Genomic DNA, 12,212 nt, shown 5'->3' on the forward strand with positions numbered 1-12,212 from the left:
ACAGCCACACCGCTTTCCTGTTCGACAAGATCAACTTCCTGATGGACGCGACGGTCGGTTTCATCAACATCAACCAGAACAAGATCATCAAGATCTTCTCGGTGGCGAGTGTCTCGCTGCTGCCGCCCACGCTGGTGGCCAGCAGCTACGGCATGAACTTCGCGTTCATGCCCGAGCTGCAGTGGCGTTACGGCTATCCGCTCGCGCTCACCCTCATGGTGCTCTCGGCCGTGGTCCCCATGCTGTACTTCCGCAAGCGGGGCTGGTTGCGGTAACCCGACTTCAGTTCGGCTTCAACAGCGCACCCACGATGGCACCGCTGTAGCGGCTGGCCACCTCGCGCAGAAAACGCGGGAAGTCCACATGCGCCGCGTCGTCTGCTCGGTCGGAGATGGTGCGCGCCACCGCCAGCGGCACACGGTAGTCGTGGCACACCTGCGCAAACGCCGCGCCCTCCATTTCGACCGCCAGCGCCTCGGGCAGTTCGCGCCGCAGGGCTTCACTCTCGACGGTGGTGGATACAAAGCGGTCGCCGCTGATCAGAAGGCCTTGGTGGCACCGAGGGGCGTGCAGGCCGAAGGCGCTGCGCACGCTGTCGGGCAGCTGCGCTGGCAAGGAACGCAACACACTGTCGCTGGCGTGCGCAAGTTGCGCGGTCAGTCCGGCGTCGGCATCGAACATGGATCGGCCGTAGCCGGGCACTTCGTGGCGCGCAAACAGGGGCGACGCGTCCATGTCGTGTTGCAGGAACTGCCGCGCCACCACCACGTCACCCACGTTGACGCCGGGCCGAACACCACCGGCCACCCCGGTGAACACGACGCGCTGCACCCCGAAGCGCTCGATCAGGACGGTGGCGGTGGTGGCCGCCGCCACCTTGCCGATGCCCGAGAGCACGACCACCACATCGTGCCCGTGCAGGTGACCGCGCCAGAAGGTGCGCCCACCCACGGTTTGCTGCTGCTCGTCGGGCATGAGCGCCAGCACCGCGGCCAGCTCTTCGTGCAGCGCGCTGACGATGGCGGTGGGGCCTCCCACTATTTTTTGTCGCGCAGTTCGCGTCGAAGAATCTTGCCCACCGGGGTCTTGGGCAGCTCGGTGCGGAACTCCACCACCTTGGGCTGCTTGTAGCCGGTGAGGTTGGTCTTGCAATAGTCGCGCACCTGGGCTTCGGTCAGGGCCTCGTCCTTCTTCACGATCACGAGTTTGACGGCCTCGCCCGACTTGTCATCGGGCACGCCCACCACGGCGCACTCCATCACGCCGGGCAGCTGCGCCACCACGTCTTCCACCTCGTTGGGGTACACGTTGAAGCCGCTGACCAGCACCATGTCCTTCTTGCGGTCGACCACTTTGAAATACCCGCGCTCGTCCATCACACCCACGTCGCCGGTCTTGAAGTAGCCGTCCGGCGTCATGACCTTGGCGGTCTCGTCCGGCCGCTGCCAGTAACCCGCCATCACCTGCGGACCCTTGATCGCGATCTCGCCAGGCTGACCCATCGGCACCTCGTTGCCATCGTCGTCCAGGCACTTGAGCCAGGTGTTGGGCAACGGCAGGCCGATGGTGCCGCTGTAGGCGGTGCTGGTGGTCGGGTTGCAGGTGGCCGAGGGGCTGGTCTCGGACAGGCCATAGCCCTCGCAGATCGGGCAGCCGGTTTTCTCCAGCCAGAGTTTGGCCACCGCGCTTTGCACCGCCATGCCGCCGCCCACCGAGACCTTGAGGTTGCCCCAGTTCACCGTGTTGAAGTCGGGGTGGTTGGCGAGACCGTTGAACAGCGTGTTGACCGCAGGAAAGCTGTGGAAGGTGTGTTTGCCCAATTCCTTCAAGACCGCGGGCAGGTCACGCGGATTGGGAATCAGGATGTTCAGGGCGCCGGTGCGCATGCCCAGCATCATGTTCACCGTGAAGGCGAAGATGTGGTACAGCGGCAGGGCGCACACGCTGGTGGGCTGCTCGTTCTCGGGCACGCGGCTCATGGCCGGCTCGTTCCAGGCATCGGACTGCAGCAGGTTGGCGATCACGTTGCGGTGCAGCAGCACCGCGCCCTTGCTCACGCCGGTGGTGCCGCCGGTGTACTGCAGCACCGCCATGTCGTCGGGCTTGATGTCGGGGCGCTTGAGCGTGCCGCGCGTGCCCTTGGCAATGGCGTCGTTGAAACGCACGGCCTGCGGCAGGCTGAACGCGGGCACCATTTTTTTGACGTTGCGCACCACGTAGTTCACCAGCGCGCCCTTGAGCAGACCGAGCTGGTCGCCCATGGACGTGAGCACCACGTGCTTCACCGGTGTGTTGGCCATGCACTGCTGCAAGGTGTGTGCGAAGTTCTCGATGATCACGATGGCCTTGGCGCCCGAGTCCTTGAGCTGGTGCTCCAGTTCACGCGGCGTGTACAGCGGATTCACGTTCACCACCACCAGCCCCGCACGCAGGATGCCCGCGACCGCCACCGGGTACTGCGGCACGTTGGGCATCATGATCGCCACGCGGTCGCCCTTGACCAGACCCAGGCCCTGCAGATAGGCCGCAAACGCGAGTGACAGGCTGTCGGTCTGCGCAAACGTGATCTGCTTGCCCATGAAGCTGTAGGCCGGGCGGCTGCCGAACTTGCCGAAGCTCTCTTCCATGAGGTGCACCAGCGAGCTGTACTGCGCCACGTCGATGTCGGCGGGCACACCGGGGGAATACGAGCCCAGCCAGGGACGGTCGGCCGTTGATGCGGTCATGCGTGATCTCCAGAACTTGGTATTGAAAACAACCCGCCATTGTCGGGCTGCGGGTGGCGGCGCGGCCTCGTGTTTTTCCCTTACGACTTTCTGACGACTGCGCGTCAAGTCGCTCCATTCTTGAAAAGCATGCTACAAAAACGAAAGGGACAGGTGCTGCCACCTGCCCCTTTTGGACTGTCAACCGGACCGTGGTCCGGGTCGGCTATTCGATCGCTTTGGTCATGTCCTCGACCACCTTCTTCGCATCGCCGAAGACCATCATGGTCTTGTCCATGTAGAAGAGTTCGTTGTCCAGACCGGCGTAGCCCGCGGCCATGGAGCGTTTGTTCACGATCACGGTCTTGGCTTTGTAGGCTTCCAGGATCGGCATGCCGTAGATGGCACTGCCTTTCTGCAAGGCGGCCGGGTTCACCACGTCATTGGCACCCAGGATGATGGCCACATCGGCCTGGCCGAACTCGCCGTTGATGTCTTCCATCTCGAACACCTGGTCGTACGGCACCTCGGCCTCGGCCAGCAGCACGTTCATGTGGCCCGGCATGCGGCCGGCGACCGGGTGGATCGCGTACTTCACCGTGATGCCCTTTTCGGTCAGCTTGGCGGCCAGTTCCTTCACCGCATGCTGAGCGCGGGCCACCGCGAGGCCGTAACCCGGCACGATGACCACGGTTTCTGCATTGCCCAGCACGAAGGCCGCGTCGTCGGCGCTGCCCGTCTTGACCGGCCGCGCTTCGGCCTTGGCGCCGCCCGCTGCGGCCGACTCACCGCCGAAGCCGCCGCGGATCACGTTGAAGAACGAGCGGTTCATGGCCTTGCACATGATGTAGCTCAGGATCGCGCCCGACGAGCCCACCAGCGAACCGGCAATGATCAGCATGGAGTTGTTGAGCGAGAAGCCGATGCCCGCCGCCGCCCAGCCGGAATAGCTGTTGAGCATGGACACCACCACCGGCATGTCGGCGCCGCCGATCGGGATGATGATCAGCACGCCGAGCACGAACGACAGCGCGATCATGGCGAAGAAGGCGGGCCAGTTTTCGGTGAACGCGAAGAACACGCCCAGCCCGACGGTGGCCAGACCCAGCACCAGGTTGATCATGTGCTGGCCCGAGAACGTGACCGGCGCACCTTGGAACAAACGGAACTTGTACTTGCCCGAGAGCTTGCCGAAGGCGATGACCGAACCGCTGAAAGTGATGGCGCCGATGGCCGCACCCAGGAAGAGCTCGATCTTGTTGCCGAAGGGAATCGGCACGCCCTTGGCAACGATGCCGAACGCGTAGGGCTCGGCCACCACGGCCACCGCGATGCAGACCGCGGCCAGACCGATCATGCTGTGCATGAACGCGACCAGCTCGGGCATCTTGGTCATCTCGACCCGGTTGGCCATGATGGCGCCGGCGCCACCACCCACCACCAGGCCCACCAGCACCCAGACCATGCCCTCGGCCTTGCCACCGGAGAGCTCGACGATGAGCGCGGCGGTGGTGAGGATGGCGATCGCCATGCCGGTCATGCCGAAGACGTTGCCACGGATGGACGTGGTGGGGTGCGACAGGCCCTTCAAGGCCTGAATGAAACAGATGCTGGCAACGAGGTACAGCAGCGTGACGACATTCATGCTCATTTGTGCGCTCCCTCAGCGGCCACCGGCGCCTTGCGCTCTTTCTTCTTGAACATTTCCAGCATCCGCCTCGTGACCAGGAATCCACCAAACACGTTGACCGCGGCCAGCGCCACGGCCAGCACGCCCATGGTCTTGCCGAGGTTGGTTTCGGTCAGCGCAGCCGCCAGCATGGCGCCCACGATCACGATGGCCGAGATGGCGTTGGTCACCGCCATCAGCGGTGTGTGCAGCGCGGGTGTGACGTTCCAGACCACGTGGTAACCCACGTAGATGGCGAGCACGAAGATGATGAGGTTGAGAACGGTGGGGGATACGGCGTCCATGGTCTTGTCCTTGGTGTCTCGTTCAGCTCTTGCGTTTCACTTCGCCGCCCTGCGCCATCAGGCAGGCCGCGACGATGTCGTCTTCCATGTCCACGTGCAGCGCGCCGTCCTTGTTGACGATCAGCTTGAGGAAATCGAGCACGTTGCGCGCGTAGAGCGCCGAGGCGTCGGCGCCCACCAGGGCCGCCAGGTTGGTTTCGCCGACGATGGTCACGCCGTGCTTGACCACCGTGCGGTCGGTCTCTGTGATCGGGCAGTTGCCGCCCACACCACCCGCACCCTTGCCGGCGGCGATGTCCACGATCACACTGCCCGGCTTCATGGACTTGACCATGTCTTCGGTGATGAGCACGGGCGCGGCGCGCCCGGGGATCAGCGCGGTGGAGATCACCACGTCGGCCAACGCCACGCGCTTGGCCACCTCGGCCTTCTGGCGCTCCAGCCAGCTCGGCGGCATGGGACGGGCGTAACCGCCCACGCCTTCGGCGGCTTCCTTTTCTTCGGCGGTCTCGTACGGCACGTCGATGAACTTGCCACCCAGCGACTCGACCTGCTCCTTGACGCTGGGGCGCACGTCGGAGGCTTCGATCACCGCGCCCAGGCGTTTCGCCGTGGCAATGGCCTGCAGGCCCGCCACACCCACGCCGAGGATCACCACACGCGCGGCCTTGACCGTGCCGGCCGCCGTCATGAGCATGGGGAAGAAGCGCTGGTAATGGTGCGCCGCGAGCATCACGGCCTTGTAGCCGGCGATGTTGGCCTGTGAAGACAACACGTCCATGCTCTGCGCCCGCGTGGTGCGGGGCGCCGCTTCGAGGGCAAAGGCGGTGAGGCCGGCGCGCGCCATGCGCTGCAGACCTTCGGCATCAAAGGGGTTGAGCATGCCGACCACGGTGGCGCCGGGTTTCATCATGGCGAGCTCGTTGTCGAACGGGGTGCGCACCTTGAGCACCAGGTCGGCCCCGAGCGCGCCTGTGGCGTCGGTGATCTCGGCACCCGCCGCGGTGTAGGCCGCGTCGGTCACGCTGGCGGCCAGGCCGGCCCCGGACTGGACGCGCACCGTGTGCCCTTGAGCCACGTATTTTTTGGCCGTCTCGGGCGTGACGGCCACTCGTGTTTCGCCCACTGTGGTTTCAGTGGGTACGCCAATCATCATGAACGTCTCCTCGCTCGCGGGTTGGGGAATCAGCGGCCGAGCTTAACTGAAAGTGTTGATTCCTCCTGTCTTTCCCGGGCAAGCCCGTCGGCGCCCGGGTGCGGATAATCCACGCATGACCAACCGTTGGAAACCCAGTGTCACCGTGGCCGCCGTCATCGAGCGCGATGGCAAGTACCTGCTGATCGAAGAGCACACGCCGGAAGGTCTGCGGTTGAACAACCCCGCGGGCCACCTCGACCCAGGCGAAAGCCCGGCCCAGGGCGTGGTGCGCGAAACACTGGAAGAAACCACGCACCGGTTCACGCCGACGGCGCTGGTGGGCGTGTACCTCTCGCGGTTCCAGCGCTCAGGACAGACCCCCGACGGCGACGAGGACATCACCTACCTGCGGTTTGCCTACTGCGGCGAGCTGGGTGAGGCGGTACCGGGGCTCAGCCTGGACACCGGCATCGTGCGCACGCTGTGGCTCACGCCCGACGAGGTCCGCGCCAGCGCCGCGCGTCACCGCAGCCCGCTGGTGTTGCGCTGCATGGAGGATCACCTCGCAGGCCAACGGTATCCGCTGGCCCTGGTTCAAACCGACGCGTCGGTGGCCGGTCCCCGCTGAGGCCACCGCAGGTTTCCCTGCAGCGATCGAAGAACGGCGGTGGCGCTTTCAACGGCGTCGCGGCGGATGGCGTGCCATCCCGCGATGAAAGGCCCGTGCGGAAGCACCGAAATACTGCCTGCGTGGTATTTCCTGAGGGCCTGCACCCTGCATACGATGACTTCCTTGTTCATCGCCACACAGGCCGGATTCCCGCTTTCGCCATTCGAAAACGCATGACGACAAGGCCTCGGAAATTTGCTGGCACCGTTTCACCCGGCACACCATGCAAGCCCGATTCCAGCTGATCCGTCATTTCACCGTCACCAGCCTGATGGCATTTGCGTGCGCAGCCAGTGCGATGGTGTATTTTCAAATGCGTGAATCGGCGCGGTCGGAATCCACCCGCCTTGAGGCGTTTGGCAGCTTCGAGCGATTGCAGGCCGATCTGGTGAGCCACGCAGCGACGGCCCTGCAGCGCGATGCGCTGATCACGCGCCAGGACAGCCACGTTGAACTGGCCCAGGCGCTGTCGGTTGGCCTGTGGGACGAAGCCCTGTCGCCGTTCCTGGCTGCCGCAAAAAAAATCGATTTCAGCGCGTGCAGAGGCCAGCGCCAGCCCGCAGGCGCACCGGACAACGCACCGATGACATCGCCGACGTGCCTCGGGCAGCCAATGGCCCGTGTTCAAGCGCTGCCGGCGCATGCCACGCTCGACGCCCGCCTGCAGCACGCCCTGCGTGGCAACTTGATCACCGGCGTCCGCATCCACGACTTGCAGGGCAACACGCTGTATTCCTCCGATCGGAGACACGTGGGCGACAACATCACCGGCGTCGCCGGCTGGGCGCAAGCCGCGCTCGGGTTGCCATCCAGTGCGCTGCTGCCACCAGCAGCGCCGGGTGGCGTGCAGGGCGCAGACCCGCGCAACCTGATGACCAGCCATGTGCCCGTCAGCGATCCCGTGACCCACCAAACGGCGGCCGTGCTCGAACTGCAATTCGATGTCACGGCCCAGCTCCACCGCGTCCAGCAAACTTCGGCCGACATCCGCAACACCGCCGCGATCCACCTGGCGCGACTGGAGCAGCAGTCGCTGGCGCACCGCCGCCACGCGCAGCGGGCGGAAAGTGTCCAACTCATGACGCTGGCCGGCCTGCTTGCGCTGCTGTTCGCCGTGCTGCACGCCATCGTGCGGCGGGCGCAAGGCGTGATCGAAAAACAGGCCCGGGAGAGCGACGCCAACAAACAGCGGCTGGCGCAGTCGGAGAAGATGACATCGCTCGGGAACATGGTGGCCAGCGTGGCCCACCAGCTCAACACGCCACTGGCCTTCTCCAAAAGCAATGTGTCCATGGCCATGGAGGCGCTCAAGGACATGGCGCCCGGCATCCGCAGCGCCGCCCAGGTGCTCGACCGCATGGCCGGCAGCGCGGACGCCACGGCAACGCACCGATCGCTGGACCTGGACACCGACACGGTGCGATCGCAGCTGACCCGCTGTCCCGACGAACTCGGCATGACGCAGGACATGCTCAGCGACGTGCTCACGGGGCTGAACCAGATGAACGAGATGGTGGACAACCTGCGCAGCTTCACGCGGCTGGACCGGTCGCGCACCGCCGAAGTCGACCTCAACACCACCCTCTCCAGCGTGATCTACCTGGCGCGGGCCGTCATCTCGACCAGGGTTCAGGTGGTCCAGAAGTTCTCCGCGCTGCCCAGGCTGGAGTGCCAGGTTTCGCAGCTCAATCAGGTGTTCCTGAACCTGATCATGAACGCTGCCCAGGCGATCGACGGCGCTGGCGTGGTCACCGTGTCCACCACCGTGCACGGGGCTTGCGTCCGGATCACGGTGGAAGACAACGGCAGCGGAATCCCCGACGATGTTCTCCCGCGCATCTTCGAGCCCTACTTCACCACCAAGCCGATGGGCAGCGGCACCGGGCTGGGCCTGGCCATCGCCCGGGACATCGTGGCCGAACATGGCGGGACGCTCACCGTGACCAGCCAGGTGGGTGTCGGCACCACCTTCCAGATCGAACTGCCCATGCCGACAGGTGCCTCCACATGAACACCCGCAACCGGCCCCGCGTGCTCTGTGTGGACGATGAGCCCAGTGTGCTGCGCTCGCTCAACTGGTTGTTGCGAAGCCGTTTCGACGTGACGTCAGCCAACAGCGGCGACGAGGGACTTGGGCTTGTGCGACACAGCGCGTTCGATGTGGTGATCAGTGACCAGCGCATGCCGGGCATGACCGGCACCGAATTTCTGGAACGGGTCAAGGAGACATCGCCCAACACCATGCGATTGCTGCTCACCGGATACGCCGAGTATTCCGATGTGCTTCGATCGGTCAACGACAGCGAGGTGTTCCGCTTCATCAACAAACCCTGGGACAACCAGCACCTGATCGAAACCGTGGCGTACGCCGCCGCCGTGGCGCGCGAGGTACCCCTGCAGCGGTCGCTCGGCGCCGCATCAACGACGTCTGCGGGCCTGGAAACGCTGCAGGGCGGCCACACCGAAGCCGTGCTCCTGATGGACGAAGACCCGGCCATCGAACACCAGATACGCAGCCTGCTCGGCGAAGACATGCTGATGCTGTGGGCGCGCAACCACAACGAAGCCGTCAGCCTGCTCCAGCGTTACAAGGTCGCCGTGATCGTCGCCGACACCGGCGCCGGCCAGGTCAGCACGGTCAACCTGATCCGGACCGTCAAGCGCAGCAGCCCGAACATCGTGGCCGTGGTCTACACCGCCGAACGCGACAGCACCACCCTCAGCCGCTTGATCAACGAGGGCCAGATCTTCCGCTTCATTGCCAAGCCCGCCGGCCCGGCCTATGTCGGTCGCATGATCGGCTCGGCACTGAAAAAGCACCGCGATCTCATGGCGCAGCCTTCGAGCATTGCGCGACACGCAATGGAGCATCCGCGCCACCTCGCGCTGGAAGGCAACGCCAGCGGGTGGGACGCAAGCGACGCCACGCCCCTGGGCGGCTCCGCATTCGATCCCCTCACGGCCCTGACGACCGATGCGCCACCCGTCTCCGGTGTGGCATGGCTCAGGCGCCTCTTCGGCAAGTCCTGAAGCGGGTTCGGCCACCACGTTGAACGAAGTGGCCTCGGGATGCCCGCCGTGGCATACAGTTGGCAGCAGCCCGAACCCACGGAGTCCCTGTGTCCATGAATTCGTCCTTCAGTCCCGTCACCACGCCTGCTCTGCCCAACGCCTTGCCACCCGACGATGCGCTGCGCGAAGAGCTTCACAACGAAGTGCATGCGCGGCCCTCGGCGCGCATCCACCTGCCCGCGCTGATCGTGTTTGTCGCGGTGCTCAACGAAGGGGTGAGCCGCGAGCAGGAATGGGCCCACCTCAAGCAGCTGCCCGGTCAGGACGACCTGACGCCGGACCAGATGAAGGGCAACTTCCTGCGCCTGCGGCTGGACGAACACACGCTGAAGTGGGAACGCCACACCGAATTCACCCGCTACTCCATCGTGCAGCACCTGCCCGAGGGTGCCGGCCTGGGCGCCACCGACCCGGTGCTGCTGGACAAGCTGGTGACCCCCCCGGGCTGGTTGCGCGGCATCCCCGGGCGCACCGTGGCAGCCATCAAGCTGGTCATGCTGCATTGCGACCTGCCCGAACAAACGCCCGGCGCCCAGGCCCGGCTCATGGAGCCCGCCCAGCGGTGGTTTGGCGGGCGCACCGTGGTCGCGTCCCAAATTGGCGGCGGCCATTCATGGGCCTTGACCGATTTCCGCCTGCACCCCTCGGGCTTCGAGCGCATGCTGGTGCTCACGCCGCCGGGCACCACCGACACACGCGCGGGACGCATTTCGCAGCGCTTGCTGGAGATCGAGACCTACCGCCTCATGGCCCTGCGGGGCCTGCCGGTGGCCAAGACGCTGGGCCCCACCTTGAGCGCGGCCGAAGCGCAGCTCGCCAGCATCACGGCGCAGCTGGAGAACAAATCCACCTCGGAGCAAGAGCTGCTGGACCAGCTGGTGTCGCTGGCCGCGCGCGTGGAGCGCGCCACCGCCGAGAACACCTACCGTTTCGCGGCCACGCGCGCCTACGATGCGGTGGTCACGCAGCGCATCGCCGAGCTGCGCGAGAAGCCGATCCCGGGCACACAGACGATCGGCGAATTCATGCAGCGCCGGCTCTCGCCGGCCATGGCCACGGTGGCGGCCAGCGCACAGCGCCTGACCTCGTTGTCCGAGCGCGTCTCACGCACCAGCGCACTGCTGCGCACGCGGGTCGACATCGTCACCGAAGCGCAAAACCAGCAGCTGCTGGCCAAGCTCACGCGCGGACAGGAACTCCAGCTGCAGCTGCAAGCCACGGTGGAAGGCCTGTCGATCGCGGCCATCTCGTACTACGTGATCAGCCTGCTGCTCTACATCGCCAAGGGCGCCAAGGCAGCGGGTCTGCCGATCCAGCCGGAGATGGCGGCGGGTGCGATGGTGCCGCTGGTGTTGTGGGTGGTGTGGCGCACCACGCGGCGCATCCATGCGCGCCTGAATGCACCGTCGAAAGCGCCCTGAGGAGACTCAGGCGCTGGCCGCGTCGGTGGTGATCACGCCACCGCCCAGGCAGATCTCGCCGTCGTAGATCACCGCGCTCTGGCCCGGCGTCACGGCCCACTGGGGTTCCTTGAACCGCAGTTCGAAGTGGCTGTCGCCCTGCGGCTGCAGTCTGCACGGTGCATCGGCCTGCCGGTAACGCGTCTTGGCGCCCACCTCACCGGCGGCGGGCGGGTGGCCCGCCACCCAGCTCACGTCCTGCGCACTCAGCTGGGGCGTGAGCAACCAGGGATGGTCGTGACCTTGCACCACCCACAGCGTGTTGCTCGCCATGTCCTTGCGCGCCACAAACCAGGGGGCGTGGTCGTTGTCGCCCTTCTGCGCGCCCTTGGCCTTGACGCCGCCGATGCCCAGCCCCTGCCGCTGGCCCAGCGTGTAGAAGCTCAGGCCCACATGCTGCCCCAGCACCCGGCCTTTTTCGTCCTTGATCGGGCCGGGCTCCTTGGCGATGTAGCGGTTGAGGAAATCGCGGAACGGGCGTTCGCCGATGAAGCAGATGCCGGTGCTGTCCTTCTTCTTCGCGTTCGGCAGCTGGATCTCGGCGGCGATTCGGCGCACCTCGGTCTTGGGCAGTTCGCCCACCGGGAACAGGGTCTTGCTCAGCTGCGCCTGGTTCAGGCGGTGCAGAAAGTAGCTCTGGTCCTTGAGCGGATCGAGCCCCTTGAGCAGCTCGAAGGATCCGTTGCGCTCGCGCACCCGCGCGTAGTGGCCGGTGGCGATCTTCTCGGCGCCCAGGCGCATGGCGTGGTCGAGGAAGGCCTTGAACTTGATCTCGGCGTTGCACAGGATGTCGGGGTTGGGCGTGCGCCCGGCCTGGTACTCGCGCAGGAATTCGGCGAACACACGGTCCTTGTACTCGGCGGCGAAGTTGACGTGTTCGATCTCGATGCCCAGCACGTCGGCCACGCTGGCAGCGTCCACGAAGTCGATGTTGGACGAGCAGTATTCGCTGTTGTCATCGTCCTCCCAGTTCTTCATGAAGATGCCGATGACCTCATACCCCTGCTGCTTGAGCAGGTACGCACTCACCGCGGAGTCCACGCCACCGCTCAACCCCACCACCACACGCTGCTTGTTTGCCATGGGCGGGATTATCCCAGCGCGGCAATCCCCTCGGGTCGCGTGGTGGCGGGCCGATGGCTGCGTTACCGCTGCTGACATTCGTCACAAAGCGGTTTAAGCCTCATTTCAAG

At 65.5% G+C, this 12,212-nt stretch carries 11 protein-coding genes; 5 read left to right on the plus strand and 6 right to left on the minus strand.

All coding sequences use genetic code 11. The features are described from left to right. Nucleotides 1–275 (plus strand): CorA family divalent cation transporter (locus Q1W68_RS05855; RefSeq protein ID WP_300715853.1); only part of this gene is annotated, 275 nt, incomplete at its 5' end. 7 nt (nt 276–282) lie between these two features. Here the strand turns inward: Q1W68_RS05855 and Q1W68_RS05860 are convergent. From Q1W68_RS05860 to Q1W68_RS05880, 5 genes are all read right to left on the minus strand, one after another. After that, nucleotides 283–1,038 carry a 5'-methylthioadenosine/adenosylhomocysteine nucleosidase gene (locus Q1W68_RS05860; protein ID WP_300652308.1) on the minus strand — a complete coding sequence of 252 codons (756 nt, stop codon included), beginning with the start codon at nt 1,036–1,038 and terminating at the stop codon, nt 283–285. Continuing rightward, the gene (locus tag Q1W68_RS05865; RefSeq protein ID WP_300715855.1) at nt 1,038–2,726 is read right to left on the minus strand and encodes a long-chain-fatty-acid--CoA ligase; all 1,689 of its coding nucleotides are present in this window, start codon (nt 2,724–2,726) and stop codon (nt 1,038–1,040) included. The genes Q1W68_RS05860 and Q1W68_RS05865 overlap by 1 nt, the downstream gene beginning before the upstream one ends. A 205-nt stretch (nt 2,727–2,931) precedes the next feature. Beyond that, nucleotides 2,932–4,356 carry an NAD(P)(+) transhydrogenase (Re/Si-specific) subunit beta gene (locus Q1W68_RS05870; RefSeq protein ID WP_300715856.1) on the minus strand — a complete coding sequence of 475 codons (1,425 nt, stop codon included), beginning with the start codon at nt 4,354–4,356 and terminating at the stop codon, nt 2,932–2,934. After that, nucleotides 4,353–4,679 carry an NAD(P) transhydrogenase subunit alpha gene (locus Q1W68_RS05875; RefSeq protein WP_056264460.1) on the minus strand — a complete coding sequence of 109 codons (327 nt, stop codon included), beginning with the start codon at nt 4,677–4,679 and terminating at the stop codon, nt 4,353–4,355. Before Q1W68_RS05875 ends, Q1W68_RS05870 begins: the two co-directional genes overlap by 4 nt. A gap of 22 nt (nt 4,680–4,701) precedes the next feature. After that, nucleotides 4,702–5,835, minus strand: a complete 1,134-nt coding sequence (locus Q1W68_RS05880; protein ID WP_300652302.1) for a Re/Si-specific NAD(P)(+) transhydrogenase subunit alpha — start codon at nt 5,833–5,835, stop codon at nt 4,702–4,704. Nucleotides 5,836–5,950: 115 nt separating this feature from the next. Here Q1W68_RS05880 and Q1W68_RS05885 point away from each other — a divergent pair, with 115 nt between their 5' ends. The 4 genes from Q1W68_RS05885 (at nt 5,951) to Q1W68_RS05900 (ending at nt 10,980) form a co-directional block, all read left to right on the plus strand. After that, nucleotides 5,951–6,445: an NUDIX hydrolase gene (locus Q1W68_RS05885; RefSeq protein WP_300652300.1), complete on the plus strand. Its 495-nt coding sequence runs from the start codon at nt 5,951–5,953 to the stop codon at nt 6,443–6,445. 265 nt (nt 6,446–6,710) lie between these two features. Continuing rightward, the gene (locus tag Q1W68_RS05890; RefSeq protein ID WP_300652297.1) at nt 6,711–8,498 is read left to right on the plus strand and encodes a HAMP domain-containing sensor histidine kinase; all 1,788 of its coding nucleotides are present in this window, start codon (nt 6,711–6,713) and stop codon (nt 8,496–8,498) included. Continuing rightward, nucleotides 8,495–9,517 (plus strand): response regulator, encoded by a 1,023-nt coding sequence (locus Q1W68_RS05895; RefSeq protein ID WP_300652294.1) that lies wholly within the window; start codon nt 8,495–8,497, stop codon nt 9,515–9,517. Before Q1W68_RS05890 ends, Q1W68_RS05895 begins: the two co-directional genes overlap by 4 nt. Nucleotides 9,518–9,612: 95 nt before the next feature. Further along, the gene (locus Q1W68_RS05900; RefSeq protein ID WP_300661089.1) at nt 9,613–10,980 is read left to right on the plus strand and encodes a DUF3422 domain-containing protein; all 1,368 of its coding nucleotides are present in this window, start codon (nt 9,613–9,615) and stop codon (nt 10,978–10,980) included. A 6-nt stretch (nt 10,981–10,986) separates the two neighbouring features. Here the strand turns inward: Q1W68_RS05900 and mnmA are convergent, their stop codons facing one another. Next, nucleotides 10,987–12,102 carry a tRNA 2-thiouridine(34) synthase MnmA gene (gene mnmA / locus Q1W68_RS05905; RefSeq protein WP_300715858.1) on the minus strand — a complete coding sequence of 372 codons (1,116 nt, stop codon included), beginning with the start codon at nt 12,100–12,102 and terminating at the stop codon, nt 10,987–10,989. Nucleotides 12,103–12,212: the final 110 nt, after the last annotated feature.

The sequence above is a fragment of the Hydrogenophaga sp. genome (assembly GCF_030158645.1).
Lineage (GTDB): Bacteria > Pseudomonadota > Gammaproteobacteria > Burkholderiales > Burkholderiaceae_C > Hydrogenophaga.

Excerpts from the sequence above, each read along its gene's own strand:
- Q1W68_RS05890 (WP_300652297.1), top strand. The coding sequence starts at position 6,711 with ATGCAAGCCCGATTCCAGCTGATCCGTCATTTCACCGTCACCAGCCTG.
- Q1W68_RS05885 (WP_300652300.1), top strand. The coding sequence starts at position 5,951 with ATGACCAACCGTTGGAAACCCAGTGTCACCGTGGCCGCCGTCATCGAG.
- Q1W68_RS05870 (WP_300715856.1), bottom strand. The coding sequence starts at position 4,356 with ATGAGCATGAATGTCGTCACGCTGCTGTACCTCGTTGCCAGCATCTGT.
- Q1W68_RS05865 (WP_300715855.1), bottom strand. The coding sequence starts at position 2,726 with ATGACCGCATCAACGGCCGACCGTCCCTGGCTGGGCTCGTATTCCCCC.
- mnmA (WP_300715858.1), bottom strand. The coding sequence starts at position 12,102 with ATGGCAAACAAGCAGCGTGTGGTGGTGGGGTTGAGCGGTGGCGTGGAC.
- Q1W68_RS05880 (WP_300652302.1), bottom strand. The coding sequence starts at position 5,835 with ATGATGATTGGCGTACCCACTGAAACCACAGTGGGCGAAACACGAGTG.
- Q1W68_RS05895 (WP_300652294.1), top strand. The coding sequence starts at position 8,495 with ATGAACACCCGCAACCGGCCCCGCGTGCTCTGTGTGGACGATGAGCCC.
- Q1W68_RS05900 (WP_300661089.1), top strand. The coding sequence starts at position 9,613 with ATGAATTCGTCCTTCAGTCCCGTCACCACGCCTGCTCTGCCCAACGCC.
- Q1W68_RS05875 (WP_056264460.1), bottom strand. The coding sequence starts at position 4,679 with ATGGACGCCGTATCCCCCACCGTTCTCAACCTCATCATCTTCGTGCTC.